The 25,699-nt window shown below is 68.0% G+C and carries 28 protein-coding genes; 16 read left to right on the top strand and 12 right to left on the bottom strand.

Annotation, left to right across the window (positions count from 1 at the left end; translation table 11 throughout):
* Window positions 1–35 precede the first annotated feature (35 nt).
* Window positions 36–938 (bottom strand): YicC/YloC family endoribonuclease, encoded by a 903-nt coding sequence (locus tag OCH7691_RS10355; protein WP_085883290.1) that lies wholly within the window; start codon window positions 936–938, stop codon window positions 36–38.
* 99 nt (window positions 939–1,037) lie between these two features.
* On the opposite strand from OCH7691_RS10355, the gene OCH7691_RS10350 reads away from it, so the two are divergent.
* Complete coding sequence (locus OCH7691_RS10350; RefSeq protein ID WP_085883289.1) at window positions 1,038–1,799, top strand: SDR family NAD(P)-dependent oxidoreductase; 762 nt, start codon at window positions 1,038–1,040, stop codon at window positions 1,797–1,799.
* Here the strand turns inward: OCH7691_RS10350 and OCH7691_RS10345 are convergent.
* The 6 genes from OCH7691_RS10345 to fabD form a co-directional block, all read right to left on the bottom strand.
* A complete protein-coding gene (locus tag OCH7691_RS10345) occupies window positions 1,710–2,948 on the bottom strand; it encodes a hypothetical protein (RefSeq protein WP_139839614.1) in 1,239 nt (412 codons plus the stop codon). The genes OCH7691_RS10350 and OCH7691_RS10345 overlap by 90 nt on opposite strands.
* 86 nt (window positions 2,949–3,034) lie before the next feature.
* Entirely contained in the window at window positions 3,035–4,018 is a 984-nt protein-coding gene (gene mltG, locus OCH7691_RS10340) for an endolytic transglycosylase MltG (protein WP_085883287.1), read from the bottom strand.
* A 19-nt stretch (window positions 4,019–4,037) separates the two neighbouring features.
* Window positions 4,038–5,297 (bottom strand): beta-ketoacyl-ACP synthase II, encoded by a 1,260-nt coding sequence (gene fabF / locus OCH7691_RS10335; protein ID WP_085883286.1) that lies wholly within the window; start codon window positions 5,295–5,297, stop codon window positions 4,038–4,040.
* Between the two features lie 61 nt (window positions 5,298–5,358).
* The gene (locus OCH7691_RS10330) at window positions 5,359–5,595 is read right to left on the bottom strand and encodes an acyl carrier protein (RefSeq protein ID WP_085883285.1); all 237 of its coding nucleotides are present in this window, start codon (window positions 5,593–5,595) and stop codon (window positions 5,359–5,361) included.
* Between the two features lie 160 nt (window positions 5,596–5,755).
* Complete coding sequence (gene fabG / locus OCH7691_RS10325) at window positions 5,756–6,493, bottom strand: 3-oxoacyl-[acyl-carrier-protein] reductase (protein WP_085883284.1); 738 nt, start codon at window positions 6,491–6,493, stop codon at window positions 5,756–5,758.
* A 23-nt stretch (window positions 6,494–6,516) separates the two neighbouring features.
* A complete protein-coding gene (fabD, locus tag OCH7691_RS10320) occupies window positions 6,517–7,461 on the bottom strand; it encodes an ACP S-malonyltransferase (protein WP_085883283.1) in 945 nt (314 codons plus the stop codon).
* Between the two features lie 212 nt (window positions 7,462–7,673).
* On the opposite strand from fabD, the gene rpsF reads away from it, so the two are divergent.
* The 13 genes from rpsF (at window position 7,674) to OCH7691_RS10255 (ending at window position 20,030) form a co-directional block, all read left to right on the top strand.
* Entirely contained in the window at window positions 7,674–8,144 is a 471-nt protein-coding gene (gene rpsF, locus OCH7691_RS10315) for a 30S ribosomal protein S6 (RefSeq protein WP_085883282.1), read from the top strand.
* The gene (rpsR, locus tag OCH7691_RS10310; RefSeq protein ID WP_085883281.1) at window positions 8,144–8,386 is read left to right on the top strand and encodes a 30S ribosomal protein S18; all 243 of its coding nucleotides are present in this window, start codon (window positions 8,144–8,146) and stop codon (window positions 8,384–8,386) included. The genes rpsF and rpsR overlap by 1 nt, the downstream gene beginning before the upstream one ends.
* Before the next feature lie 47 nt (window positions 8,387–8,433).
* Window positions 8,434–9,363 carry a DUF2232 domain-containing protein gene (locus OCH7691_RS10305; RefSeq protein WP_085883280.1) on the top strand — a complete coding sequence of 310 codons (930 nt, stop codon included), beginning with the start codon at window positions 8,434–8,436 and terminating at the stop codon, window positions 9,361–9,363.
* Entirely contained in the window at window positions 9,363–9,953 is a 591-nt protein-coding gene (rplI, locus tag OCH7691_RS10300; protein WP_085883279.1) for a 50S ribosomal protein L9, read from the top strand. Before OCH7691_RS10305 ends, rplI begins: the two co-directional genes overlap by 1 nt.
* Window positions 9,954–10,170: 217 nt before the next feature.
* On the top strand, window positions 10,171–11,415 hold the full coding sequence (locus OCH7691_RS10295; RefSeq protein ID WP_085883278.1) for an SAM-dependent methyltransferase: 1,245 nt from the start codon (window positions 10,171–10,173) through the stop codon (window positions 11,413–11,415).
* 81 nt (window positions 11,416–11,496) lie between these two features.
* Window positions 11,497–12,990 (top strand): replicative DNA helicase, encoded by a 1,494-nt coding sequence (locus tag OCH7691_RS10290; protein WP_085883277.1) that lies wholly within the window; start codon window positions 11,497–11,499, stop codon window positions 12,988–12,990.
* Window positions 12,987–14,144 (top strand): alanine racemase, encoded by a 1,158-nt coding sequence (alr, locus tag OCH7691_RS10285; protein WP_085883276.1) that lies wholly within the window; start codon window positions 12,987–12,989, stop codon window positions 14,142–14,144. The genes OCH7691_RS10290 and alr overlap by 4 nt, the downstream gene beginning before the upstream one ends.
* Window positions 14,144–14,926: an MlaE family ABC transporter permease gene (locus OCH7691_RS10280; RefSeq protein WP_085883275.1), complete on the top strand. Its 783-nt coding sequence runs from the start codon at window positions 14,144–14,146 to the stop codon at window positions 14,924–14,926. Before alr ends, OCH7691_RS10280 begins: the two co-directional genes overlap by 1 nt.
* Window positions 14,927–14,931: 5 nt before the next feature.
* Window positions 14,932–15,705 carry an ABC transporter ATP-binding protein gene (locus OCH7691_RS10275; RefSeq protein WP_085883274.1) on the top strand — a complete coding sequence of 258 codons (774 nt, stop codon included), beginning with the start codon at window positions 14,932–14,934 and terminating at the stop codon, window positions 15,703–15,705.
* 25 nt (window positions 15,706–15,730) lie between these two features.
* Window positions 15,731–17,122, top strand: coding sequence for a DNA repair protein RadA (gene radA / locus OCH7691_RS10270; protein ID WP_085883273.1), 1,392 nt, complete (start codon window positions 15,731–15,733; stop codon window positions 17,120–17,122).
* Between the two features lie 25 nt (window positions 17,123–17,147).
* Window positions 17,148–17,801 (top strand): CvpA family protein, encoded by a 654-nt coding sequence (locus OCH7691_RS10265; RefSeq protein WP_085883272.1) that lies wholly within the window; start codon window positions 17,148–17,150, stop codon window positions 17,799–17,801.
* Between the two features lie 17 nt (window positions 17,802–17,818).
* Complete coding sequence (purF, locus tag OCH7691_RS10260) at window positions 17,819–19,270, top strand: amidophosphoribosyltransferase (RefSeq protein ID WP_139839662.1); 1,452 nt, start codon at window positions 17,819–17,821, stop codon at window positions 19,268–19,270.
* 28 nt (window positions 19,271–19,298) lie between these two features.
* Window positions 19,299–20,030 carry an SDR family NAD(P)-dependent oxidoreductase gene (locus OCH7691_RS10255; protein ID WP_085883270.1) on the top strand — a complete coding sequence of 244 codons (732 nt, stop codon included), beginning with the start codon at window positions 19,299–19,301 and terminating at the stop codon, window positions 20,028–20,030.
* Window positions 20,031–20,063: 33 nt separating this feature from the next.
* Here the strand turns inward: OCH7691_RS10255 and OCH7691_RS10250 are convergent, their stop codons facing one another.
* The 5 genes from OCH7691_RS10250 to OCH7691_RS10230 all read right to left on the bottom strand — a co-directional run bounded on the left by OCH7691_RS10250 (window position 20,064) and on the right by OCH7691_RS10230 (window position 24,828).
* Window positions 20,064–20,768 carry an SDR family NAD(P)-dependent oxidoreductase gene (locus tag OCH7691_RS10250; protein ID WP_085883269.1) on the bottom strand — a complete coding sequence of 235 codons (705 nt, stop codon included), beginning with the start codon at window positions 20,766–20,768 and terminating at the stop codon, window positions 20,064–20,066.
* Between the two features lies 1 nt (window position 20,769).
* Entirely contained in the window at window positions 20,770–22,143 is a 1,374-nt protein-coding gene (der, locus tag OCH7691_RS10245; RefSeq protein ID WP_085883268.1) for a ribosome biogenesis GTPase Der, read from the bottom strand.
* A gap of 4 nt (window positions 22,144–22,147) precedes the next feature.
* Window positions 22,148–23,503: an outer membrane protein assembly factor BamB family protein gene (locus OCH7691_RS10240; protein ID WP_085883267.1), complete on the bottom strand. Its 1,356-nt coding sequence runs from the start codon at window positions 23,501–23,503 to the stop codon at window positions 22,148–22,150.
* A 3-nt stretch (window positions 23,504–23,506) separates the two neighbouring features.
* Window positions 23,507–24,157, bottom strand: a complete 651-nt coding sequence (locus OCH7691_RS10235) for a tetratricopeptide repeat protein (protein WP_085883266.1) — start codon at window positions 24,155–24,157, stop codon at window positions 23,507–23,509.
* A 116-nt stretch (window positions 24,158–24,273) separates the two neighbouring features.
* Window positions 24,274–24,828 carry a thioredoxin family protein gene (locus OCH7691_RS10230; protein WP_085883265.1) on the bottom strand — a complete coding sequence of 185 codons (555 nt, stop codon included), beginning with the start codon at window positions 24,826–24,828 and terminating at the stop codon, window positions 24,274–24,276.
* Between the two features lie 93 nt (window positions 24,829–24,921).
* On the opposite strand from OCH7691_RS10230, the gene OCH7691_RS10225 reads away from it, so the two are divergent.
* Both OCH7691_RS10225 and OCH7691_RS23245 read left to right on the top strand, forming a co-directional pair.
* A complete protein-coding gene (locus OCH7691_RS10225) occupies window positions 24,922–25,179 on the top strand; it encodes a hypothetical protein (protein ID WP_085883264.1) in 258 nt (85 codons plus the stop codon).
* A complete protein-coding gene (locus OCH7691_RS23245; RefSeq protein WP_176244993.1) occupies window positions 25,166–25,339 on the top strand; it encodes a hypothetical protein in 174 nt (57 codons plus the stop codon). Before OCH7691_RS10225 ends, OCH7691_RS23245 begins: the two co-directional genes overlap by 14 nt.
* Window positions 25,340–25,699: the final 360 nt, after the last annotated feature.

Below are 25,699 nucleotides of genomic sequence, written 5' to 3'. Positions count from 1 at the left end.
CCACCGGTTCGAACTCGTTCCCGCTCACGCCGACCTCACTCGATGTTCTGGATCTGCTCGCGGAACCGGTCGATCGTCACCTTCAGCTCGAGGCCGATGCGGGTGACCTCGCCGTCGAACGCCTTCGAGCAGACGGTGTTGGCCTCGCGATTGAACTCCTGGCACAGGAAATCGAGACGGCGGCCGTTCGGGCCATCCTTGCCCAGCAGGTCCCGGGCCGCGGCGATATGGGTATCGAGCCGGTCGAGCTCCTCGGCGATGTCGGCCTTGGTGGCGAGCATCGCCAGTTCCTGGGCGAGCCGTTCCTCGGGCAGCGCCGCGTTGGCGTCGAGCAGCGCGGCGATCTGGTCGCGAAGCCGCTGGCGGAGCGCCTCGGGCGTCCGCGAGGCGTGGTTGCGAACCTGGGCCACCAGCAGGGCGATCTCGTCGACATGCTGGCCGAGCGCCTCGGCAAGCCTGGCACCCTCCTCGCGGCGGGCCTCGGCGAGCCGGTCGAGGGCGACGTTGAAATCGGCAAGCATGGCCGCGAGACGCGCTTCGCCCGCTTCCACCCCGGCGTCGCTGTCACCGGCATCGTTCTCGGCCGCCTCGACGACGCCGCGCACGGCGAGCAGCCCGTCAAGCCGGGCCGGCGCCAGGTTGGGCGCGCTTTCATGTTCGGCGACGAGGTCGAGCAGGGTTTGCAGCAGGGCCCGGTTGATCCGGTAACCGGTTTCCGTCGCCGCCGGCTGGTACTGCAACTGGATGTTGATCGAGCCGCGCGCGAATCGCCCGCTGGCGCTGGCCCGGATGTCCCGCTCCAGTCGCTCGAACCCGGACGGCAGACGCATGCGGACCTCGAGCCCGCGCCCGTTGACGCTCTTCAGCTCCCAGCACCAGCTATCGCCGGCAAGCGCCCCTTCGACCCGGGCAAAGCCGGTCATGCTGCTGATGGCCAAATCGAATAACCTTGGATGAGAGGTGAAACGGCGGCCTTTATAGCGGCTGCTCCCGACGGCAACAAGCAATCCGGCCGCAAGGCGGCGACGAGGCGAGAGATGCAAGATCCCCGAACGATCCTGATCACCGGCGCGAGCAGCGGCATCGGCGCCGCGCTGGCCCATGCCTATGCCGCGCCCGGCCGCCGGCTCGCCCTGCAGGGCCGCGACGAGGCGCGCCTGAACGAGGTCGCGGAAGCCTGCCGGGCGCGCGGCGCGGAAGCCGAGACGGTGACCCTCGACGTCCGTGACGGCGCGGCGCTGAAAGCCTGGATCGAGGCGGTCGACCACCGCGCGCCGGTCGACCTGGTGATCGCCAACGCCGGGACCGGGCTCGGCCTGCCGAAACCGGCGGAACTCGGCGAGCATACCGAGGCGGTCTTCGCGATCAATGTCCAGGGGGTCTTCGACACCGTCCATCCGCTGGTCCCGCGCATGGCCGAACGGCGATCCGGCCAGATCGCCATCGTCAGTTCGATCGCCGGCTATTTCGGGATCCCGGGCAACCTCGCCTATACCGCGAGCAAGGCCGCCGTCAGGAACTACGGCGAGGGCCTGCGCGGCTACATGGCCCGCCACGGGGTCGGCGTGTCGGTGATCTCGCCGGGCTTCGTGCGCAGCCGCCTGACGGCGCGCAACAGGTTCCCCATGCCGTTCCTGATGGACGCCGACCGGGCCGCCGGGATCATCCGCCGGGGCCTCGCGCGGAACCGGGCGACGATCATCTTCCCGCTACGGATGGCGGCCCTGACGCTCGCCATCGCCGCCCTGCCCGTCGGGCTCCGCAGCCGGCTTTTCCAGCGTGCGCCGGCCAAGGACTGACGCCGGTGCCGGCGCCGTGGGCGCGGCAACGGCGTCGCCGCCCCCGTCCAGCCCGAGCCGCGAGGAAACCTGCTCGATCGCCTTCTCGATCAGGCCGTAGACCACCTTGACGCCGATCCCGGCGAGGAAGGCGATCCCGTTCTCCGACAGCGGGTGGGACAGCGCCCCGTCGACGAGGGTGCCGAAAAGGATCACCGTGACCGCGCCGAGCACCGCGCCGAGGGTGACGCGAACGGCGATGCCGCGGAAGCGGGCCTCGTCGAAACGCGACTGGGCGAGCGCGTCGCCGACCCGCTTGGCAACGAAAACCAGCGCCCCGAGCGCCCCCCAGACGAACAGCGAGAGGTCGCGCGCCATGGACTTGAAGCCGCTGTCGCCGAGCGAGGGCGCGAGGCTTTCCAGGCCCGGCCAGTTGACCGCCTGCAACAGGACCGCGAAGGCGAACAGCGCGACCAGCCAGAAGGCCAGCCGGCGGCCCGGGCTCGCGCCCGGCGACGAATCGAGCAGCGTCTTGCCGCTGACGCCGTAGGTCGCGTAGGTGTACCTGACGAAGGCGCCGTAGGCGGCCCGCAATTCGGTCAGCGATGCGGTGCCGGGTGCCGCCTCGAAGGCGCCGACCGCCGCCGCCAGGCGCCGCAGCAGCGCATCGTCCGGCATCAGCGCCCGCTCGGTCGCGAAGGAAAGCAGCGCCCGCGCCCGCCTGAGGGTCAGATCCGCACCCGACCCCACCTGCTCGATCGCGACCGGGCCCGCCGCCGCGCGACCGGGGTCCGCCGTCGCATCCGGCCCCGGTGCCTCGGGCGGGGGCGCGAACGGCTGCAGCGGGGCCACGCCCGGCGTCTCGCTGGCGGCCTCGGGAGCCGGTTGGGGTTTCTCCTGCTGCCCCTGCTCGGGCGGGGCGGCGCTCACATACCGGGCCGGGATCTCGAAGGGCAGCCCGCCGGCAGTCGGCGGCGGGCTCGCCGCGCCCGACGCCTCATCCGCGTCCGAATCCCTCGGCACGGCAGGAGCTGTGTCGGCCGCGTTCCGGATCGCCGCGACCCGCGCCGCCTCGCGCAACAGGGCGGGCAGCAGTACCGCCGTTTCGCGGCTTCCCGCGAATCGTCCACCGGTCGTCATGCTGTCTGCTGGGTTCATCGTTGCCGCCATCGTTCCCTCGCTTGCGAAGGAAAGACGGTTGCCGACGGCAGTTCGTGAAACGGGCCCGTCACGAACGCTTCAGGCGGCGAAAGCCGCTATTGGGATTGTCGTTGCAGCTTCCGCCACTCGCGGACATTCCTGAGATGTCCGTTGAGGGTTTCCGAGAAGGCGTGCCCACCGCTGCCATCGGCCACGAAATAGAAGTTGCTGGTCGTCGCCGGGTTGAGCACGGCAGCGATGCTGGCGCGCCCCGGGTTGGCGATCGGTCCCGGCGGCAGACCGTCGATGACGTAGGTATTGTAAGCGTTCGCATCGCGCAGGTCGGCGCGGCTGAGCGGCCGGCCGAGCGGCGCCTTGCCTTCGGTGATGCCGTAGGCGACGGTCGGATCGGACTGCAGCCGCATCCCCTTTCGCAGCCGGTTGACGAAGACGCCCGCGATTTCCGGCCGTTCCGCCGCGACCCCGGTTTCCTTCTCGACGATCGAGGCGAGGATCACGGCCTCCTCCGGCGTCGCGAAGGGAAGTTCGGCGGCCCGGGTCGGCCAGAGCGAGGCGAGCGTTTCCTGCATCGATTGCTGCATGCGGGCGACGATATCGGCGCGCCGGTCGCCCCAGCTGTAATGATAGGTTTCGGGCAACAGGCTGCCCTCGGGCGGGATCTCCGCGATCTCGCCCTGCAGGCCCTCGGCATTGGCGAGTACGTCGAGGATCTGCGACGAGAGAAGCCCCTCGGCGACCGTGAGCTTGCGCACCACGGTTCGGCCCTCGACCATCATGGTGGCGATCTCGGCCGGGCTCGCATTCGCCGGCAGCAGGTATTCGCCGGCCCTCAGGCGCCGGTCGAAACCTTCCAGGCGGCTGCCGAGCAGGAATACCCAGCGGCTGCCGATCGCGCCGACCGCTTCCAGTTCCGCGGCGACGGAGCGCACCCCGCCGCCGGCCCCGACGACGATGCGAATATCGTCACCGGCACCGTCACGCGGTTGCTGATAGAGATGCCAGCCATAGCCCGCCAACGCCGCGAAGAAGGCGGCGAAGGCGACTACGGCAACGCCAAGCTGCGCAAGCAGGCGGCGCATGGTCCGGCCTCGACCCCGGTCAGACTCGCGTCATCACGAGGGTGGCGTTGGTGCCACCGAAGCCGAACGAATTGGTCAGGACCGCGTCAATCTTGCGCTCCTTCGGCTGATGCGGAGCGAAGTCCAGGTCGCAGGCCTCGGACGGCTCGTCGAGATTGAGCGTCGGCGGCGCGACCTGGTCCCGCAGGGCCAGGATCGAGAAGATCGCCTCGACCCCGCCGGCAGCGCCGAGCAGGTGGCCGACCGACGATTTCGTCGACGACATGGTGAGGGACTTCGCCGAATTGCCGAACAGCCGCTTCACCGCGCCGACCTCGATCTCGTCGCCGAGCGGCGTCGAGGTGCCGTGGGCGTTGATGTAATCGATGTCGTCGGCATTCAGGCCGGCCTTCTTCATCGCCATCCGCATGGAGCGGAAGGCGCCGTCGCCGGTCGGCGACGGGGCGGTGATGTGATAGGCATCGCCGGACAGCCCGTAACCCACGACCTCGGCGTAGATGTTCGCGCCGCGGGCCTTCGCATGCTCGTACTCCTCGAGCACGACGATGCCGGCACCCTCGCCCATGACGAAGCCGTCACGATCCTTGTCCCACGGCCGCGAGGCGCGCTCGGGCGCATCGTGGAAGCCGGCGGAAAGCGCCTTGCAGGCGGCGAAGCCGGCGATGCCGAGGCGGCACATGGCCCCTTCGGTGCCACCGGCGACCATCACGTCCGCATCGTCGAGGGCGATCATGCGGGCGGCATCGCCGATCGCATGCGCACCCGTCGAACAGGCGGTGACGACCGCGTGGTTCGGGCCCTTGAAACCGTACTTGATGGAGACATGGCCGGAGACGAGATTGATCAGGCGACCGGGGATGAAGAACGGACTGATCCGCCTCGGGCCCTTCTCATGGAGCGTGACCGCCCCCTCCTCGATGCCCGGAAGACCCCCGATACCCGAGCCGATCATCACGCCGGTCCGGCAGCGATCCTCCTCGTCCTCGGGCATCCAGCCCGAATCCTCGACCGCCTGCTGGGCGGCCGCGACACCGAACAGGATGAAGTGATCGACCTTGCGGATCTCCTTCGGCTCCATGTACTCGGCGGGCCGGAAGCAATCCTCGGCATCGGTATCGATCGGCACCTCACAGCCGTAGCGGACCGAGAGGTCCGAGGCGTCGAACCGGGTAATCGGTCCGGCGCCGGATTCGCTGTTGAGAAGCCTTTTCCAGGTTTGCTCGACTCCGCTGGCCAGCGGAGTCACGCAACCCAAGCCTGTGACGACAACACGTCGCATCTGATTTCCTCGCTCAACCGGCGCGCGCCGACCCGACGCGGCCGCTTTGCCCGACTGAGGTTTAGGACTGATGCGCCTCGATATAGTCGATCGCGTCCTTGACGGTGAGAATCTTCTCAGCGATCTCGTCCGGAATCTCGCAACCGAACTCTTCCTCGAACGCCATTACCAACTCGACGGTGTCGAGACTGTCGGCGCCAAGATCGTCGATGAAGCTCGCCGTTTCCGTCACCTTGTCGGCTTCGACACCAAGATGTTCGATGACGATCTTCTTCACCTTTTCGGCGACATCACTCATGGCTAGGTCCTTGATTTAAACGTTCGTGAACAGAGGGGTGGATTGGCAGCGCTTTGCGGCGCGAAGTTGCGCCGGACCTGCAAAAAAGTGCTCGTACCTAGCATACTTTCCGGACCTTGCAAAGCGCGCCCCATTCCGCCCGGAAAGCCCCGGTTTCCCTTTAGATCATGGCCATTCCGCCGTTGACGTGCAAGGTCTGGCCGGTGACGTAGGCCGCTTCCGCGCTGGACAGGTAGACCACCGCGGCCGCGATATCCCCGCCGGCGCCCAGACGGCCGGCCGGAATCTGCTGCAGCAACTTCTCGCGCTGGGCCTCTGGAAGCGCGTCCGTCATTGCCGTTTCGATGAAGCCCGGCGCCACGCAATTCACGGTGATTCCGCGGCTCGCGACCTCCTGGGCCAATGATTTCGACATGCCGATCATGCCGGCCTTCGAGGCCGCGTAATTGGCCTGGCCCGCGTTGCCGGTCACGCCGACGATCGAGGTTATTCCGATGATGCGGCCATGACGGCGCTTCATCATGCCGCGCAGCGAGGCGCGCGCGAGGCGAAAGCCGGCCGACAGATTGACCTCGAGCACGGTCTGCCAGTCGTCCTCCTTCATCCGCATCGCCAGGCCGTCGCGTGTCAGGCCGGCGTTGTTGACGAGGATGTCGAGGCCGCCCAGCGCTTCCTCCGCCCGGCCGGGCAGAGCCTCGGCCGCCGCCCGGTCTGACAGGTCGCAGGCCAGCGCAACGGCGCCCTCGCCGAGTTCGCCGGCGAGCGCGTCGAGGGCGTCCTGCCGGGTGCCGGTCAGCGCCACCCGGGCGCCCTGCGCATGCAGCGCGCGGGCGATCGCGCCGCCGATACCGCCGCTGGCGCCGGTCACCAGCGCCGTCCTGCCCGTCAGATCGAACATTGCCATCCCCTCTTTATCCTTCCCTACAGCGTCTTGAGGAACGCCTCGACATCGGCCGGGCTCTCGACCGAGACGGTCGCGAGTTCGCGGTCGATCCGCTTGACCATGCCGCTCAGGACCTTGCCGGTGCCGATCTCGACCTGCTGCTCGACCTCGTATGCCCGCATGCAGAGCACGCTTTCGCGCCAGCGCACAAGCGCCGTCACCTGGTCGACCAGGCGCGCCTTGATCGTCTCCGGATCGCTGATCGGGCTTGCCGTCACGTTGGCGATCAGCGGCACGACCGGCGGCGCCAGCATGACACCCTCCAGCGCCGCGGCCATGGCCTCGGCGGCCGGCGCCATCAGCGGGCAGTGGAACGGCGCGCTGACCGGCAACTTGATCGAACGGCGGCCACCCTTCTCCTTGGCCAGTTCGATCGCCCGGTCGACCGCCGCCGCATGGCCCGAGATCACCACCTGGCCCGGCGCGTTGTCGTTGGCGGCAACGCAGATCTCGTCGTCGGCGGCGGCCGCGGCCACCTCGACCGCGACATCGAAATCGAGGCCGAGAAGCGCCGCCATCGCCCCCTCACCGACCGGCACCGCCTGCTGCATGGCGCGGCCGCGGATCTGCAGCAGCCGGGCCGCGTCGCCCAGCGTCAGGCTGCCGGCGGCGGTCAGCGCCGAATACTCGCCGAGCGAATGGCCTGCGACGAAGGACGCGATCTGGCCGAGGCTGACACCGCCCTCGGTCTCGAGCACGCGAAGCACCGCGAGGCTCGAGGCCATCAGCGCCGGCTGCGCATTCTCGGTGAGGCGAAGCGTATCCTCCGGCCCCTCCGCCATCAGCCGGCTGAGGGCAAGGCCGAGCGCGTCGTCGACCTCTTCGAAAACCTGGCGGGCGACCGGGAACGCCTCGGCGAGGGCCTGCCCCATGCCGACCGCCTGGCTGCCCTGACCGGGAAAGACGAATGCGCGCTTTGTCATCTCGTTATGTCCGCCGCTGCTCGTTGGATGTCACACTTCAGGGGCCCGAGTTCATAAGCCCAGCCGAGGCCCTGTCAAGCGCGCTTGCAGTTTGACGCGGTATCGCTATATTGCCGCGCTTCACATAGCTCCTTGCCGGCCCAGCCGGCTTAGTCGGGATCGTTCGGACATGTGCCGGGCCCTCGACATCGATCAGCCAGAAGGAGAAGCGGATGCCGCTTTACGAGAGCGTATTCATCGCTCGACAGGATATTTCTGCCCAGCAGGCCGAGAGCCTGACCGAGCAGTTCAGCACCCTCATCAAGGACAATGGCGGGACGGTCGGCAAGACCGAATACTGGGGCCTGCGCACCCTGTCCTACAAGATCAAGAAGAACCGCAAGGGCCACTACACGCTCATCAATCTGGACGCACCCGCGGCCGCGATGCAGGAGCTGGAGCGGCAGTACAAGATCAACGAAGACATCCTGCGTTTCATGACGATCAAGGTCGACGAACTCGAAGAGACGCCGTCGATCATGATGCAGAACAAGTATGCACGCAGCGACCGCGGAGATCGTGGCGATCGCGGCGGCCGTGGCGATCGCGGCGACCGGGGGCCCCGGCGCGACCGGGATTCCGCGCCGCGCGGCGAGAGCAGCGAAACCCGCAGTGAGCCCACTCCGACCGAGGAGAAAGCATAATGGCCGCCCCCGGAGCACAGCGCCGTCCGTTCTTCCGCCGCCGCAAGAGCTGCCCGTTCTCCGGCGCGAACGCGCCGGTGATCGACTACAAGGACGTGAAGCTGCTGCAGCGCTTCGTGTCCGAGCGCGGCAAGATCGTGCCGAGCCGCATCACGGCCGTCTCGGCGAAGAAGCAGCGTGAACTCGCGCGCGCCATCAAGCGCGCCCGGCATCTCGCCCTTCTGCCGTATCTCTTGAGCTAGGTCGCGACGGTTCGCGACCCGGAATCCGGGGGCAGGATTGCAGGTGGATGCGCAACGATCTTCTGATTGCCGCGGGGCTCGGGCTTCTGAGCGGGATGTTCTACATCGCGCTCTCGCTCGGCCCTCAGGCCGCCCTGTTCCGGTTGCTGGTGCTGTTGCCGCTGTTCGCGGTGGGGCTCGGCTACGGGCTGCAGGCATTGATCGTTTCGCTGATCGCCGGTTCGCTGGTCAGCCTGCTGGCCACCGGACTGTTCTCGGCGTCGATCTTCGCGCTCGAGAACGGGGCGGTGACGCTGGTCATCTGTCGACAGGCGATGCTCTGGCGGCAAACGGCGGACGGCACGATCCACTGGTACCCCGCGGGCAGGCTGGTCGCCTGGCTGACGGCAATCGGGATCCTGGTGGGTCTTCGCATCAACTGGCAGCTCCAGGGCAGCGAGGAACTGCAGGCACATGTCACCGACATGGTGTCCTACATGCTGGCCCAGTTCGGCAATACCTCGCCGGACCTGGCCCAGCGGACGGCGGCGGCGACGATACGCCTGCTGCCGGCGGTCGGGGCCTTCCTGTGGATGCTGGTGGCGGCGATGAACGGTGTTCTGGCGCAGGGATTGCTGGCGCAATTCAACCGCAACCGGCGGCCGAGTCCGGTCTTCCGGCGGCTCGCCCTGCCGCCGGCCATGGCCTGGCTCCTCATCGCCGGGGTGGCGCTTGCCCTGTTCGGCGGCGAAATCGGCGTTCTCGGCGCATCGCTGGCAATCGTGCTCTCGTTCGCCTTCCTGCTGCAGGGTCTCGCGCTCCTGCATACGGTCGCGGCACGCATTCCGCAGCCGGCGTTCTTCCTGGTCGGAAGCTATGTCGTGCTGGTTCTTTTTTTCAATATCCTGGGCCCGCTCATAACCTTGGCGGGCTTCCTGGAAACCTGGTTGAAACTCCGCCGGCGCCTGATGCCCGGCGGCAGTGAGGAGGACGATTGATGGAAGTCATCTTGCTGGAGAGGGTCGAAAAGCTCGGCCAGATGGGCGATGTCGTCAAGGTCAAGGACGGCTATGCCCGCAACTACCTGCTGCCGCGCAATGTCGCGCAGCGCGCCACCAAGGCGAACATGGCGGAGTTCCAGCAGCGCCGCACGCAGCTCGAAGCCGACAACCTGCAGCGCAAGTCGGAAGCCCAGGACATCGCCGGCCGGATGACCGGCCTGTCGGTCGTGCTGATCCGCCAGGCGAGCGATTCGGCGCAGCTCTACGGTTCGGTCACCGCCCGCGACATCGCCGACGCGATCACCGCCGCCGGCTTTTCCGTCGACCGGCGCCAGGTCATTCTCGACCGCGCGCTGAAGACCCTCGGGCTGACCGAGATCCGGGTGCGGCTGCATTCGGAAGTCGACGTCATGGTGACGATCAATATCGCCCGTTCGGAAGAAGAAGCCGGAATGCAGGCGCGCGGCGAGAAGCCGGGCGAGCGCGACTTCTTCGACGACGACGACGAGAACGATGAAGTGGCGATGGAAGCCGCCGGCGAAGAGGAAACGGATTTCGCCGAGGAAGCGGACGACGCCGCGAACTGATCCGGCGGCCGCCCCTCGGGCGGCCCGCGGCGATCAACCGGACGACGGCAAACGGCGCGGGGCAATCCGCGCCGTTTTGCTTTCGGCCGTGCTTGGCGCCAGAACCCGTCTGGTTCCCGTCGAACAGGTGTTTTGTCATTCCGGTCAATCTCTTGCCGAACTGAGTTTCGTTTGATTAGAGTATCGACAGTCCATCGGAGTGAGTGAGGCGGGGAACATGTTTCTGCTGTCGCGATTGCTCAGCAGACTTATGAAAGTCGGAACGCTCGACGTCATCGACGCGGACGGCCGAACGCATCGCTTCGGCCCGGGCGGCGAACCGACCGCGATCCTCAGGCTGCACGACCGCACCGTCGCCCGCGACATCGCGCTGGATCCGGCGCTTCGCCTCGGCGAGAGCTACATGGATGGCCGGATCGATTTCGGCGACCCCGGGCTGCGCGCCTTCATGGACCTGATCACGCTTAACCTCGGCTGGACCGACGGCGAGCCCTTCATGCGCGCGATCGCAGCGATCCGCCAGTTCGGCCGCCGCCTGGCGCAGTTCAACCCGATCCAGCGGGCCGTTCGCAACGTCGCCCACCATTACGACCTGTCGGACCAGCTCTACGACCTCTTCCTCGATCCGGACCGGCAGTATTCCTGCGCCTATTTCGAACATCCGGAAGACTCGCTGGAGCGCGCCCAGGCGCAGAAGAAGCGCCATATCGCGGCCAAGCTGCTGCTCCAGCCCGGCCAGCGGGTGATCGATATCGGCTCGGGCTGGGGCGGGCTCGCGATATACCTCGCCCAGGTCGCCGACGTCGAGGTCACCGGTGTCACCCTGTCGCGCGAGCAGCACAAATACTCCAACGAGCGGGCCCAGGCGCTCGGCCTTGCCGACCGGGTCCGCTTCGAGTTCCGCGATTTCCGGCTGGTGGAGGAGCAGTTCGACCGCATCGTCTCGGTCGGCATGTTCGAGCATGTCGGGGTCAACCACTATCCGGCCTTCTTCCGGAAATGCCGCTCGCTGCTGAAGCCCGACGGCGTCGGCCTGGTCCATTCGATCGGCCGCGCCGACGGTCCCGGCCACACCAACGCCTGGATCCGCAAGTACATCTTTCCCGGCGGCTATTCGCCGGCCCTGAGCGAAGTCATCCCGGTGGTCGAGCGGGAGGCGCTGATCGCCACCGACATCGAGATCCTCCGCCTGCACTACGCGCAGACGCTGGAGCGCTGGCAACAGCGTTTCGCCGCCAACCGGGACCGCGTCGCGGAGATCTATGACGAGCGTTTCTGCCGGATGTGGGAATTCTACCTGGTAGGTTCCGAGATGGCCTTCCGCCACGGCGGCCACATGAATTTCCAGCTCCAGTTCGCCCGCCACCAGGAAGCGGTGCCGAGAACACGGGACTATATGGGCGAGTGGGAACGGGCCCATCCGATCGACGTTCCCGATTCCGCGGCGGCGGCGGCCGAGTAACTATCCCCGCTTTTAATTGCGGTGGATGGACGCGACTTCGGACACCGCGCGAACGATCTCCTGTGCTAGTCTCCGCGGATCATGAACACGATCGACCTCCGCACGAAAAGCAGCCCCGGGAGCGAGGCGGGCGATGGCCCGGCGCTTTACCGCACCGCGCCGTCGAACGTCGAGGCCGAGCAGGACCTGCTCGGCGCCATCCTGGTCAACAACGAGGCCTATTCGAAGGTTTCGGACTTCCTCGAGGCGCAGCATTTCCACGAGGGCGTGCACGCCCGCATCTATGCCGCCGCGCAACGCCTGATCGAACGCGGCGAGATCGCCAATCCGGTCACGCTCAAGGCCTTCTTCGAGCATGACGAGGGGCTCGCCGACATCGGCGGCACGCAGTATCTCGCCCGCCTCGCGGCCGGGGCGACGACCGTCATCAATGCCGGCGATTACGGCCGCACGGTCTACGACCTGGCGATTCGGCGGGAGCTGATCCGGCTCGGCGAGGAAGTCGTCAACCGGGCCTACGACGCCCAGGTCGACGAGGGCGCCGCCCAGCAGCTCGAACTCGCCGAGCGCCAGCTCTTCGAACTGGCCGAGCGCGGCGCCGGCGAAACCGGGCCGCAGCATATCCGGAACACGGTCAAGACCTCGATCGAGGTCATCGATACCGCCTTCAACCGCGACGGCAACCTGACCGGGGTCACCACCGGGCTCCGCGACATGGACAAGAAGCTCGGCGGCCTGCACCGCTCGGACCTCGTGATCCTTGCCGGCCGGCCATCCATGGGCAAGACCTCGCTGGCGACCAACATCGCCTACAACGCCGCCAAGGCGCACCGCCGCAGCGGCGGCACCGAGGGCGCGGTCGTGGCCGTCTTCTCGCTGGAAATGTCGGCCGAACAGCTCACCACCCGCATCCTCGCGGAAGCGACCGAGATCTCCTCGGTCAAGCTTCGCAGCGGCGAGATATCCCAGGACGATTTCGTCAACCGGGTAGTCCCCGCGAGCATCGAACTGGCCGAACTGCCGCTCTATATCGACGACACCCCGGCGCTTTCGGTCGCCGCGCTCCGCACCCGCGCCCGGCGCCTCAAGCGGAACGACAACCTCGGCCTCATCGTCGTCGACTATCTGCAGCTCATGCGGGCCGGCTCGGGCAACCGGATCGACAGCCGGGTGCAGGAGATCTCCGAGATCACGATGGGCCTCAAGGCGATCGCCAAGGAGGTCAACGTGCCGGTGCTGGCGCTCTCCCAGCTCAGCCGCCAGGTCGAGAACCGCGAGGACAAGCGCCCGCAGCTCAGCGATCTCCGCGAATCCGGCTCGATCGAGCAGGATTCCGACGTCGTCATGTTCGTCTTCCGCGAGGAATATTACGAGGCCCGCAAGGAACCGCGCGAGAACACGCCCGAGCACCAGCAGTGGCAGGAGCGGATGGCGGAGATCCACAATCTCGCCGAGGTCATCATCGACAAGCAGCGGCACGGCCCGATCGGACGGGTCGAGCTCTACTTCAACCCGGAAATCACCAAGTTCGGCGACCTCGACCGGAACGATTACTCGTCCGGAGGCGGGCTTTGAGCGCCACGGATCGAGCCGGCGCCACGCTGACCATCGACCTCGACGCCATTGCCCGGAACTACGCCACGCTGTGCGACCGGGCCACGCCGGCGCGAGTCGCCGGTGTCGTCAAGGCGAACGGCTACGGGCTCGGCGCCGATCGGGTCGCCAGCCGGCTCTGGAAGGCCGGCTGCCGCGACTTCTTCGTCGCCCTGCCGGAGGAGGGCATCCGGCTGCGCCGTCATTTCCGCCGTTACCCGCCCGCGGGCCCGGACGGCGGCGCCGAGGCGCCGCGGATCCACGTCCTCTGCCCCATGATCCGCGGAATCGAGGCGGACCTCGTCGCGCACGACCTGATCCCGGTGCTCAACAACCCGGCCGAGCTCGCGCTCTGGGCCGCCGCCACGGCCCGCCACGGCCGCCTGCCGGCGGCGCTACATCTCGATACCGGGATGACCCGGCTCGGCTTCATCGAGAGCGAACTCGACATGCTCTCGGAAAAGCCGGAACTGGCCGGGGCGCTCGACATCCGCTTCGTGATGACCCACCTGGCCTGCGCCGACCTGCCCGAACATCCGCTGAACGAGGAACAGCGGCGGCTTTTCTCGGCGATGCGCGACCGCCTTCCGGCGCCGCTGCGCGCCCTGCCCGCCTCCTTCGCCAATTCCTCCGGAATCTTCCTCGGGCCCGCCTTCCATGGCGAGATGGTCCGGCCGGGGGTCGCGCTCTACGGCGTCAACCCGACTCCGAGCCGGCCCAATCCGATGGCGCAAGTCGTTCAATTACAAGGCAAAATCGTCCAGGTCCACGAGATTGACAGGGGTCGGACCGTTGGCTATGGTGCGGCCCATCCGGTGACCCGCAAGGCGCGGATCGCCACCGTCCCGGTCGGTTATGCCGACGGCTATCTGCGCGCCTTGGGTGGCCAGGGACATTGTGCCGTCAACGGCGTAAGGGTACCGATCGTCGGCCGCATATCCATGGACCTTACGACACTCGACGTGAGCGCATTGCCGGAAGCTGCGACGCCGATCGGCACCCCGGTCGAGCTGATCGGGCCGACCGTGTCGCTCGACGAACTGGCCGGCAACGCCGGCACCATCGGATACGAGATCCTGACCGGCCTCGGCCGGCGCTATCATCGCGTCTACCGGACCCGGTCGGAGGCTGTCTGATGCCCTGGAATCCCCTGCAGCTCATCGGCCACGTGGTGCTCGCCTTCATGGCGACGACCGGCCGGCTCGCCATCTTCACCGGCAACGGCGTCCGCAACAGCGTGCTGCCGCCCTTCTATTTCCGGCTGATCGGCCGGCAGATGCTGTTCATCGGCTATTACTCGCTGCCGGTTGTCGGCCTGACGGCGCTGTTCACCGGCATGGTTCTCGCGCTGCAGATCTTCATTGGTTCCGAGCGCTTCAACGCCGAGAACGCGGTCGCCACCATCGTCGTCATCGGCATCACCCGCGAACTCGGGCCGGTGCTCGGCGGGCTGATGGTCGCCGGCCGGGTTTCCTCGGCGATGGCCGCCGAGATCGGCACCATGCGGGTGACCGAGCAGATCGACGCCCTGACCACGCTCTCGACCAATCCGTTCAAGTACCTGGTCGCGCCGCGCCTGATCGCCGGCGTGACGATGATGCCGCTGCTGGTCATCATCGCCGACATCATCGGCGTCTACGGCGGTTACCTCGTCGGCACCCAGAAGCTCGGCTTCAACGCCGGCAGCTACCTGACCAACACCTTCGAGTTCCTCGAGGTGATCGACGTCGTATCCGGCCTCGTCAAGGCGGCGGTCTTCGGCTTCATCATCGCGCTGATGGGCTGCTATCACGGCTTCAACTCCACCGGCGGCGCCCAGGGCGTCGGCCGGGCGACGACGAATGCGGTGGTTTCCGCCTCGATCCTGATCCTCGTCGCCAACTACCTGGTGACGGAAATCTTCTTCGCCGGCCGCTGAGCGGGATGGCGGAACCGAAGATCAGCCTGACGGGCGTCACCAGGTCGTTCGGGCCGAAGCACGTCCTGCGCGGCCTCGACCTCGATATCGCGGCCGGCGAGTCGGTCGTCGTCATCGGCGGCTCGGGCACCGGCAAGTCGGTCATGCTGAAATGCATCCTCGGGCTGCTGGAGCCCGATGCGGGCAGCATCCGGATCGACGGCGAGGAGCTTGTCGGTCGCAAGTTCGAGGAACGCGAGCCGATCCTCCGCCGCCTCGGCATGCTGTTCCAGGGGGCCGCGCTCTTCGACAGCCTTCGGGTCTGGGAGAATGTCGCTTTCGGACTGACCTCGACCGGGGCGATGAAACGTGCCGAGGCCCGCGAGGTCGCGGTCGAGAAGCTGGCCGAGGTCGGACTCGGCAGCGACGTGATGAACCTCTGGCCGGGGGAACTTTCCGGCGGCATGCAGAAGCGCGTCGGGCTCGCCCGTGCGATCGCCACCGATCCGGAGATCATCTTCTTCGACGAGCCGACGACCGGGCTCGACCCGATCATGTCGGACATCATCGACGAGCTGATCGTCGATTGCGTGAAGCGGTCGGGCGCGACCACGCTGACGATCACCCACGACATGGCGAGCGCCCGCAAGATCGCCCACCGCATCGCCATGATCTACGAGGGCCGGATCATCTGGGCCGGGCCGACGTCGGAGATCGAGGAAAGCGGCAACGCCTACGTCGACCAGTTCATCCACGGCGAGGTCGAGGGGCCGATCAAGCTGGATATCCTGAAGCCATGACCGGCCGCCCGCCGGGGAGCGCCTGATGGCGAAACGAAGCGACGGTTACCAGTGCCAGGCCTGCGGCGCCCGCTACCCCAAGTGGCAGGGCAAGTGCGACGCCTGCGACGCCTGGAACAGCCTGACCGAGGAAACCGCGCCCGAGGCCGTGCCCAAGGGCCTGAACCAGGGCAAGGGCCGGACGATCGCCTTCACCACGCTTGACGCATCGGTCGAGGAAGCCCCCCGCATTCCGTCCGGCGTCGGCGAGTTCGACCGGGTGCTGGGCGGCGGCCTGGTCGCCGGCTCGGCCGTGCTGCTGGGCGGCGATCCGGGTATCGGCAAGTCGACGATCCTGCTGCAGGCGCTGGCCAGGCTGGCCGCCGCCGGCCAGTCCTGCGCCTATATCTCCGGCGAGGAGGCGACCGCGCAGATCGTCGGCCGGGCCCGCCGTCTCGGGCTCGAGAACGCGCCGCTGAAGCTCGCCACGGCGACCTCGCTGCGCGATATCCTGGCGACCCTCGAGGAGGGCGAGCCACCGCGCGCCGTGGTCATCGATTCGATCCAGACGATCTATGCCGACAACCTGGATTCGGCGCCGGGAACGGTCTCCCAGGTGCGGACCTGCTCGCACGAGCTGGTGCGCTTCGCCAAGCGCCGCGGAGTGACGCTGTTCCTGGTCGGCCATGTCACCAAGGACGGCCAAATCGCCGGCCCGCGCGTGGTCGAGCACATGGTCGACACGGTGCTCTATTTCGAGGGCGAGCGCGGCCACCAGTTCCGCATCCTGCGCGCCGTCAAGAACCGCTTCGGCGCGGCCGACGAGATCGGCGTCTTCGAGATGACCGACCGCGGCCTCGCCGAGGTCTCCAATCCTTCCGCCCTGTTTCTCGGCAACCGCGAGAACCCGGTCAGCGGGGCCGCGGTGTTTTCCGGGATCGAGGGCTCGCGCCCGCTGCTGGTCGAGATCCAGGCACTGGTCGCAAGCTCGCCGCTGGCCACCCCGCGCCGCGCCGTGGTCGGCTGGGACAGCGCCCGTCTCGCCATGCTGCTTGCCGTGCTCGACACCCGCTGCGGGCTTGCGCTCGGCGGCATGGACGTCTATCTCAACGTCGCCGGCGGATTGCGCGTGCAGGAACCCGGCGCCGACCTCGCGGTTGTCGCCGCGCTGCTCTCCTCCATGAGCGACCAGCCGACGCCGGCCAGGACATTCTTCTTCGGCGAGGTCGGGCTGTCCGGCGAGATCCGCCCGGTCGGCCAGGCCGAATCGCGCTGCCGGGAAGCGGCCAAGCTGGGCTTCGACGAGGCGGTGGTGCCGGCGGGACTGAAACTGAAGCCCGTCGGCCTGAAACTCAGGGAGCTCCGGCGGCTTGACGAACTGGTGCAGCTTTTCCGCGTCGACGAGAGCGACGCCCGGGCGGCGTTCGGTCGCCGCTGAGACGCCCTGAGGAAAGACGCCGACGATGCAGGACTTCCCGATCAACCCGGCCGACCTGGCGATCTTCGTGGTGCTGGCGCTGTCGGCCCTGCTCGCCTTCATGCGCGGCTTCACCAAGGAAGTTCTGGCGGTCGCCGCCTGGGTCGGCGCGGCCTTCGCGACGCTCTACCTGTTCCTGCCGCTGCAGCCCTATCTGCGCGCCTATATCCCGAGCCAGCTGCTTGCCGACGCGCTGACCGCGGTCGGCATCTTCATCGTCACGCTGGTGGTGATTTCACTGCTTGCCAACATGATCTCGTCCAGGGTCCGCGATTCCGGGATCGGTGCGCTTGACCGTTCGCTCGGTTTCCTGTTTGGTCTGCTCCGCGGCGCGGTCCTGGTCAGTATCGCCTGGCTCGTCTTCGTGCAGATCTTTCCACCCAGGGATCGGCCGGACTGGATTCGTGAAGCGCGCCTGATGCCGGTGGTCGGCAGCTTCTCCGAGACACTCGTGGCGCTGCTGCCGCCGGAAGCCCGCGACCGGGTGCTGGCGGCAACCGCCGAAGTCGAGGAAAAGGTCCGCGATATCGCCGTGCCGCCGGGCGGCGCGGAAGCCGGACAGAACGGCGAACAGGGCTATGGCCTCAGCGAGCGTCGGATCATGGAGCGCCTGACCGACAGCCTGCGCGACAAGGAGTGACCGTCAGCGTGACCGACATCGCATTCCAGCATCCGTTCGACGACGACAAGCTGCATGAGGAATGCGGCGTCTTCGGCGTCTTCGGCAATGTCGAGGCGGCGGCGCTGACCGCGCTCGGCCTGCATGCCCTCCAGCATCGCGGCCAGGAAGCCTGCGGGATCGTCTCCTTCGACAATACCCAGTTCCACAGCCATCGCAGCATCGGCCGGGTCGGCGACAATTTCGGCGACGAGGCGGTGATCGCCGGCCTCGCCGGCCATTGCGCGATCGGCCACAACCGTTATTCGACCTCGGGCGAACCGGCGCTGCGCAACGTCCAGCCGCTGTTCGCCGACCTCGGCCACGGCGGCCTTGCCATCGCGCACAACGGCAACCTGACGAATGCCCAGACGCTGCGCAACGAGCTCGTCTCGCGCGGCTCGATCTTCCAGTCGACGATGGATTCGGAAGTCATCATCCACCTGACCGCGACCAGCCGGCAGGCGCGCATCGTCGATCGCCTGACCGATGCGCTCCGGCAGGTGGTGGGCGCCTACTCGCTGGTCGTCCTGACCTCGAAGAAGCTGATCGGCGTGCGCGACCCGATGGGCATCCGCCCGCTCGTCCTCGGCCGTCTCGACGAGGCCTACATCCTCGCCTCCGAGACCTGTGCGCTGGAAATCATCGGCGCCGAGTTCGTGCGCGAGATCGACCCCGGCGAGATGGTGGTGGTCGACGAGGACGGGATCACCAGCCACCGTCCCTTCCCGACGCATCCGCGCCGCTTCTGCATCTTCGAGCATGTCTATTTCGCCCGGCCCGATTCGATCTTCGACGACCGATCGGTCTACGAGGCGCGCAAGCGGATCGGCGCCGAGCTCGCCAAGGAAAGCCACGCGCCCGCCGACCTGGTGATCCCGATCCCCGATTCCGGTACCCCGGCGGCGCTCGGCTATGCCCAGCAGGTCGGCCTGCCGTTCGAGCTCGGCATCATCCGCAACCACTATATCGGCCGCACCTTCATCGAGCCGACCGACCAGATCCGCCATCTCGGCGTGCGCCTGAAGCACAGCGCCAACGCGCCGCTGGTCAAGGGCAAGCGGATCGTGCTGGTCGACGATTCGATCGTCCGCGGCACGACCTCGACCAAGATCGTCACGATGATGCGGGAAGCCGGCGCCAGCGAGGTCCACATGCGGATCGCCAGCCCGCCAACGGCACATTCCTGCTATTACGGCGTCGACACGCCGGAGCGCAGCAAGCTGCTCGCGGCGCGCTACGACCTCGCCGAGATGGCCCGGCTGATCGGTGTCGACACGCTCGCCTTCGTCTCCATCGACGGGCTCTACCGGGCGATGGGCGAGACCTCGCGGAACGAGGGGCAGCCGCAATATTGCGACGCCTGCTTCACCGGCGACTATCCGCTCGCCCTCGTCGACCGCGACGGCGGCCAGGAAACCCAGCTTTCGCTGCTCAACGAGCGGCGCTGACGAAACCGCAATACCAGGGAAAAGACCGATGGCCGGACGGCTTGCAGGACGCATCGCGCTGATCACCGGCGCCTCGCGCGGGATCGGCGCCGCGATCGCCCGGGCCTATGCCCGGGAAGGCGCCCACCTGATCCTGGTCGCCCGGACCAGCGGCGCGCTGGAGGAGATCGACGACGAGGTCCAGGCGCTCGGCGGCTCGGCCACGCTGGTTCCGCTCGACCTGCTGGAATGGGACAATATCGACGGCCTCGCGGCGCCGCTGCTCGAACGCTGGGGCAAGCTCGACATCTTCGTCGGCAATGCCGCGATGCTCGGCCGGCTCTCGCCGATGGGCCATTACCCGCCCGACATGTGGGACAAGGTCTTCCGCCTCAACGTCCACGCCAACTGGCGGCTAATCCGTGCCCTCGACCCGCTGCTCCGCCAGAGCGACGCCGGCAGGGTGCTGTTCGTCACCTCGGGCATCACCCGCAGCTTGCAGCCCTACTGGGGCCCCTACGCGGCCTCCAAGGCGGCGCTGGAGGCGATGGCCCTGACCTATGCGGCGGAAGTGATGAAGACGCCGATCCGGGTCAACCTGATCAACCCGGGCCCGGCCCGGACCAAGCTACGGGCACTAGCCTTCCCGGGCGAGCCGCCGGAGAACGTGCCGGCGCCGGACGACCTGATGGCCGCCTTCGTCGCCGCCGTCGACCCGGCCTTCCAGCATACCGGGGAATGGATCGCAGCCGACCAGTGGGGCGGCGCCGAGGTTCACTAGGACGTCGATCCTGCGCCGGCGTCGGCAGCGGCGTCAGGTCCGGCCGTAAACCGGGACGATCGCGCCGCGGGTGACGGCGTTGCCGGGGGATGCCAGGAACAGCATGGTGCGGGCGATTTCCGCCGGCGTAGGCCAATTGGAATGGTCGGCCTTCGGCATCGCCTGCCGGTTGGCCGCCGTGTCGATGATCGACGGCGCGACGCCATTGACCCAGATCCCGGCCGGCGCCAGTTCCTCAGCCGCCGCCTCGACCAGCGCGGCGAGCGCCGCCTTGGACGCGGTATAGGCGGTCATCCCCTTGCCCTGGCGCGGTTCCAGCGCCGGGCGCGCGGCAACGGCAACGATCCGTCCGCCCGACGGCATCTTCGCCGCCGCCTCGCGGATGCAGAGGAAGGCCGAGACGAGGTTGCGGTCGAGCTGGCCCCGGAAATCCGCCAGCGAGGTCTTCGCCAGCGGCGCCATGGCGAAACCGCCGGCGCAGGCGAACAGCCCCCAGAGTTCGGGAAGTTCCCTGAAATAGCCGGCAAGCGCGGCCTCGTCGGCGAGGTCGATCCCGCCCGTCACCTGCGCCTTCGGATGATCGCGCCAGGCGGCGTCGGCAGGCGGTGCCGCGCCCCGGAGCGGCAGGTGGCAGGTCGCGCCCGCGTCGAGCGCCAGCCGCGCCACCGCGTTGCCGAGCGCGCCGGCGGCCCCGGTGATCACCAGGTGACGGCCCGCCAGATCGTCGCGCCCGGTCATGCTACTTGTCGTCGGCGTAGGGATTCTTGCCCGAGCGGAAATAGATCCGGATCGGGACGGCGCCGAAGCCGAAATCGTCGCGCAGGCCGTTCTGCAGGTAGCGCCCGTAGCTGTCGGGAAGCTCGCCGCGGGAGGACTGGAAGACCGCGAAGGTCGGCGGCCGCGACTTGATCTGCGTCATGTAGCGGAGCCGGAGCCTGCGGCCCTTGACCATCGGCGGCGGATGGCGCTCGGTCATGTCCGAGAGCCAGCGGTTGAGCGCGGCGGTGGGCACGCGCCGGTTCCAGGCCTCGTGCGCCTTGAAGACGGCCGGCATCAGCTTGTCGACGCCCTGCCCGGTCATCGCCGAGAAAGTGACAACGGGGATGTTGTGGCCGACCTGGGCGAAGGAGGTGGCGAGCCGGTCGCGGAACGCCTTCAGCGTCGCGTCGCGATCCCGCGCCAGGTCCCACTTGTTGACGGCGATGATCAGCGCCCGGCCTTCCTCGACCACGTGCGAGGCGATGGTGAGATCCTGCTTGTCCAGTCCCTCGGCGGCGTCGAGCAGCAGGACCACGACCTCGGCCAGGCGGATGGTGCGCAGCGATTCCGCGACCGAGAGCTTTTCCAGCTTCTCGCTGACCCGGGACTTCCGCCGCAGCCCCGCGGTGTCGACGAGGCGCACCGGCCGGCCCTTCCAGGCCCAGTCGCTGGCGATCGCGTCGCGGGTCACACCGGCCTCCGGCCCGGTCAGCATCCGCTCCTCGCCGAGCATGCGATTGACCAGGGTCGACTTGCCGACATTCGGGCGGCCGACGATGGCGAGCGCGAGCGGGCGTTCGCCCTTCCCGTCGCCGTCCCCTTCCGCCGCCTCCCTTGCCGCCTTCTCGGCCGCCTCGGCGGCGTCGACCAGCGGACGCAGGGCGTCATAGAGCATTTCCATGCCCTCGCCATGCTCGGCCGAGAGCGGCACCGGGCTGCCGAGGCCGAGCGCGTAGGCGTCCATCAGGCCGCCCTGGGCGGCCTTGCCCTCGGCCTTGTTGGCAACCAGGATCACCGGCTTGTCGGTGCTCCGCAGCCAGTTGGCGAAGTGATTGTCGAGCGGCGTCGTGCCGGTCCGGGCGTCGACCAGCAGGAGCACGGCGTCGGCATCGGCCAGCGCGCGCTCGGTCTGGCTGCGCATCCGCCCGGCCAGGCTGTCGTCGAAGGCTTCCTCGAGACCGGCGGTGTCGATGATGCGGAAGGTGAGGTCGGCGAGCCGGCCCTGGCCCTCGCGGCGGTCGCGTGTGACGCCGGGCTGGTCGTCGACCAGCGCCAGCCGCTTGCCGACCAGACGGTTGAAGAGCGTGGACTTGCCCACGTTGGGGCGGCCGATGATGGCGACCGTGAAGGTCATGATACTACCGGAGTGCGACGAGCTTGGCGTCGTCGGTGAGAATGAAGAGCGTGCCGTCGGCAACGACCGGGGCAATCGAACTGTTGTCCGAAAGCGGCAGCCAGCCGAGCAGCCGCCCGCTGTAGGGCGAGACGGCGAGCGCCTGGCCGTGCGAGGAGACCAGGATGAGCCGGTCGCCGGCAAGTACCGGTCCGGACCAGAAGACCGGGTCCTCGCGATCCTCCTCGTCCTCGTAACGCTGCAACTGGCGGACCCAGCGGATGCGGCCGTCGCGGCGCGACAGGCACACGACCTCGGCGTCGCTGGTCACCAGGTAGACGAAGTCGCCGGCCACCCACGGGCCCTGCAGGCTGGCGATATCCTGCTCCCACAGCCGCTCGCCCGAGCGCAGGCTGATCGCCACCATGCGGCCGGCATTGCTGACCGCGAAGACGACGCCGCGGTCGATCACCGGGCGGCCGTTGATATCGCTGAGCGCGCCGAGATTGGTGAGCGGCCGCGTCCGGGTCAGCTGGTCGGACCAGACGGCGCGGCCGTTGTCGGCGCGAAGGGCATAGATCTCGCCCGACGAATAGGGCGCGATGACGATCCCGCCGTCGGCCGCCGCCGAGGCGGCGCCGAGCAGGCCGGCCTGTTCCTCGAGGCCGATATGGGTCCATTCCTCCTCGCCCGTGGCGGTCGAGAGGGCGTGCATCTGGTTGTCGAAGCTGATCGCGAAGACCCGGCCGTCGGCGACCGTCGGCGCCGCCCGCACCGGCACGCCGATCGAATGATGCCAGGCGATGGCACCGTCGGCCTCGGCGAGCGCGAAGACCTCGCCATAGGCGGTCGCCGCGTAGAGTGTGCCGTTCCAGTAGGCCAGCCCGCCGCCGATCGTGCCCTCCTCCTCGTAATCGGGAGTCAGGTCGACGCGCCATAGCCGCTTGCCGTCGGCAACCCCGAAGGCGGTGACGCGGCTCTCCGAATCCATCGTGAAGACCCGGCCGGCGGCGACCACCGGCTGCGCCATCAGGCGGGAATCGCGATCGCTGCCGGAACCGATGTCGGCGCGCCAGATCTCGCGCGGCGCGGCGCCGAGCTCGAGATGATACATCGCGTGGCTCGCCACCCCGCCGGCCTGCGGCCAGAAGGTGTTCACGTAGGGCCTCGGCAAGCGCACCTCGACATCGGCGACACGCGGGTCCGGCTCGATCTTGCTTTCGAGCGCGAGCACGGAGATCCGCTCGCCGGGCAGCGGCTTGTCGGTCTCGTAGCCGCCGAGCCAGTCGGGCAGCGAACAGGCGGTCGGCGCGAGGAACAATGCGCCGAGGACAGCCGACCGGGCGAGGGCGGCGACGCGGCGACGGGTGCCGTCGTTCATCGTCTAGCCGTTCCCGCCAATGGCCTGGAGAAGCCGGGCCGCGCGCGCGCGAACGCCGGCCGGTGCGGCCGCATCGTCGCTGAGTTCGCGGAAGATCTGCCGGGCGCCGTCCAGATTGCCGCCGTCCAGTTCGGCCATGGCGACCAGTTCCTGCGCCAGGAAGCGCCACGGGTCGTTGCCTTCCATCAGCGGCGCGAGGGACGCCCGGATATCCGACGCCGGCAGCTTGCCGATCTGGTGCATGCCGCGCAGGTAGCGTGCCACGCGGCGGAGATTGTCGGGCGTGCCGGCCTCGTCGATCAGCTGGTCGTAGACGGCGAAGGCGGCCTGATCGTCCTCGGCGGCGATCAGCGCGGCCGCCTCCTGCAGGCGGGCAAGCGCCTGGTAGCCGCCGTCGGCGTGGCTGGCGAGCGCGCCGAAGGCATCGGCCACGCGCTGCTGATCCTCTTCGCCGATCAGCGCCATCGCGCTGGCATATTCGGCGCCTTGCTCGTTCATCGCGCGCTCGCGATATTCCTTCCAGCTGACGATGCCGGCAGCGGTCGCGACAATCACGACGGCCAGCGCCAGGACGTACTTGCCGTATTTCTTCCAGAGTTCGAGGCTCTGCTCGCGGCGCAGATCCTCCTCAACTTCCTTGAATATGTCGGACACACGTCACTCCACATGTCAGCGGCCGATCCGCCGTCCCGAAAAGCCGCGGTAACATAGCCGGGGCAAGGGGCCAAGGCAAACTCAGCGTCACCGAAAATCCCGGCCGTCGATCCCGCTCAGTCGCGCCACTTGATCGAGCAGCCCATGGAGGGATGCTGCACCGCCGGCCCCTCTCCGCATTCGGCGATCATCCGCATGGCCTCGAACAGCTCGCGGCGGGCGTCCGGGACCGGCTCGAGATGACGGACCTCTGTCAGCCGCCCGCGATAACGGAGGCCCAGGTCGGCGCCGAAACCGAAGAAATCCGGCGTGCAGACGGCGCCGTAGGCGCGCGCCACGTCCTGGGTCTCGTCGATCACATAGGGAAAGCCGAACTTCCGCTCGGCCGACAGCAACTGCATCCGCTCGAAGGAATCCTGCGGATAGGCGTCGGTGTCGTTCGGCATCATCGCGATCGCGCCGATACCGAGCGGAGCAAGTTCGGCGACATCGCGGACGATATCGTCGAGCAGCGCCAGCACGTAGGGACAGTGGTTGCAGATGAACATCACCAGCGTCCCGTTCCTGCCCCGCACATCGGCGAGCCGGTAGCGCTTGCCGTCGACGCCCCGCAGGTCGAAATCCCGGGCCGTCCAGCCCGCTTCGACAACCGATGTCTGTTTCAGGCTCATCCTGCATCTCCTCGCCGTCTCACGGCACGGCCGGCGGCCGGACGGGCCGGCACCGCTTCAATCCGATCCGGAATTGCGCTAGGTATATCTAGCATGAAGTGGGACATACGCGACAAGACGACGTGGAGCCGGGTCGCCCTGATCGGGACGGTCCTCTGGCTGACCTATGTCACCATGGAGACGGGCGGCGACCTGCATCACCCGCTGTTCGACTATGTCTTCATCGTTCCGCTCGCGCTCTGGATCGGCGTTGTCATCATCAAGCAGGTGATCGACCGCACGGCGCCGGACCGCGCCGGCGTGCCGGGCGACGGCCCGGGCGAGGAAGGACCGGGCGATGGAAGGCCATGACTGGGCAAGGCTTCTCGCCCTCGCCCTGATCCTCATTCTGGTGCTGCCGGGGCTCTACCGCTATCGCGGCCGGATGAACCAGGCGCTCCGCCACGCGGCCATCTGGCTGACGCTGGCCGTCGTCCTCGCGCTGGTCTGGCGTTACCTGCCGATCACCTGACGCCGGCGGCGGCAAGCCGCAAAATCCTTAGCGGAACCGATCGTACGCGCCCGACCGCCGGCATGGGTCCAGGCAGCGGAAGACCCACGTTCGCGATGCGCGCCGCGATGTTCTACCAGGAGTTGTTCAGGGGGACGCGAAAAAATCTCGTCCGAGGCCATCTTGCCTAGGGCGTCTCGGTGCGTTCTGCACGCCGGCGCCTGTTGCACCAGCCGAGACAGTTCTGCGTGACGGCTCGCCTCTCAGAGGAATTTTCGGATCGGCATTTTTTGCGTGGCGCCGAATTGGATGATATCTCCAAGGACATCAAGCAGGCGTCCAAGTAATCGATCCGAAGCTGTCCTTCCTATATTGCCGTCA

Origin of the sequence: Oceanibacterium hippocampi (assembly GCF_900172325.1) — a bacterium.
Lineage (GTDB): Bacteria > Pseudomonadota > Alphaproteobacteria > Sneathiellales > Sneathiellaceae > Oceanibacterium > Oceanibacterium hippocampi.
Note: the sequence above shows the minus strand (reverse complement) of the source record. Positions and strands in the feature narration are given on the sequence as shown.

Coding starts and splice junctions, on each gene's coding strand:
- OCH7691_RS10350 (WP_085883289.1), top strand. CDS start 1,038: ATGCAAGATCCCCGAACGATCCTGATCACCGGCGCGAGCAGCGGCATC.
- OCH7691_RS10345 (WP_139839614.1), bottom strand. CDS start 2,948: ATGGCGGCAACGATGAACCCAGCAGACAGCATGACGACCGGTGGACGA.
- mltG (WP_085883287.1), bottom strand. CDS start 4,018: ATGCGCCGCCTGCTTGCGCAGCTTGGCGTTGCCGTAGTCGCCTTCGCC.
- fabF (WP_085883286.1), bottom strand. CDS start 5,297: ATGCGACGTGTTGTCGTCACAGGCTTGGGTTGCGTGACTCCGCTGGCC.
- OCH7691_RS10330 (WP_085883285.1), bottom strand. CDS start 5,595: ATGAGTGATGTCGCCGAAAAGGTGAAGAAGATCGTCATCGAACATCTT.
- fabG (WP_085883284.1), bottom strand. CDS start 6,493: ATGTTCGATCTGACGGGCAGGACGGCGCTGGTGACCGGCGCCAGCGGC.
- fabD (WP_085883283.1), bottom strand. CDS start 7,461: ATGACAAAGCGCGCATTCGTCTTTCCCGGTCAGGGCAGCCAGGCGGTC.
- rpsF (WP_085883282.1), top strand. CDS start 7,674: ATGCCGCTTTACGAGAGCGTATTCATCGCTCGACAGGATATTTCTGCC.
- rpsR (WP_085883281.1), top strand. CDS start 8,144: ATGGCCGCCCCCGGAGCACAGCGCCGTCCGTTCTTCCGCCGCCGCAAG.
- OCH7691_RS10305 (WP_085883280.1), top strand. CDS start 8,434: ATGCGCAACGATCTTCTGATTGCCGCGGGGCTCGGGCTTCTGAGCGGG.
- rplI (WP_085883279.1), top strand. CDS start 9,363: ATGGAAGTCATCTTGCTGGAGAGGGTCGAAAAGCTCGGCCAGATGGGC.
- OCH7691_RS10295 (WP_085883278.1), top strand. CDS start 10,171: ATGTTTCTGCTGTCGCGATTGCTCAGCAGACTTATGAAAGTCGGAACG.
- OCH7691_RS10290 (WP_085883277.1), top strand. CDS start 11,497: ATGAACACGATCGACCTCCGCACGAAAAGCAGCCCCGGGAGCGAGGCG.
- OCH7691_RS10280 (WP_085883275.1), top strand. CDS start 14,144: ATGCCCTGGAATCCCCTGCAGCTCATCGGCCACGTGGTGCTCGCCTTC.
- OCH7691_RS10275 (WP_085883274.1), top strand. CDS start 14,932: ATGGCGGAACCGAAGATCAGCCTGACGGGCGTCACCAGGTCGTTCGGG.
- radA (WP_085883273.1), top strand. CDS start 15,731: ATGGCGAAACGAAGCGACGGTTACCAGTGCCAGGCCTGCGGCGCCCGC.
- OCH7691_RS10265 (WP_085883272.1), top strand. CDS start 17,148: ATGCAGGACTTCCCGATCAACCCGGCCGACCTGGCGATCTTCGTGGTG.
- OCH7691_RS10255 (WP_085883270.1), top strand. CDS start 19,299: ATGGCCGGACGGCTTGCAGGACGCATCGCGCTGATCACCGGCGCCTCG.
- OCH7691_RS10250 (WP_085883269.1), bottom strand. CDS start 20,768: ATGACCGGGCGCGACGATCTGGCGGGCCGTCACCTGGTGATCACCGGG.
- der (WP_085883268.1), bottom strand. CDS start 22,143: ATGACCTTCACGGTCGCCATCATCGGCCGCCCCAACGTGGGCAAGTCC.
- OCH7691_RS10240 (WP_085883267.1), bottom strand. CDS start 23,503: ATGAACGACGGCACCCGTCGCCGCGTCGCCGCCCTCGCCCGGTCGGCT.
- OCH7691_RS10230 (WP_085883265.1), bottom strand. CDS start 24,828: ATGAGCCTGAAACAGACATCGGTTGTCGAAGCGGGCTGGACGGCCCGG.
- OCH7691_RS10225 (WP_085883264.1), top strand. CDS start 24,922: ATGAAGTGGGACATACGCGACAAGACGACGTGGAGCCGGGTCGCCCTG.
- OCH7691_RS23245 (WP_176244993.1), top strand. CDS start 25,166: ATGGAAGGCCATGACTGGGCAAGGCTTCTCGCCCTCGCCCTGATCCTC.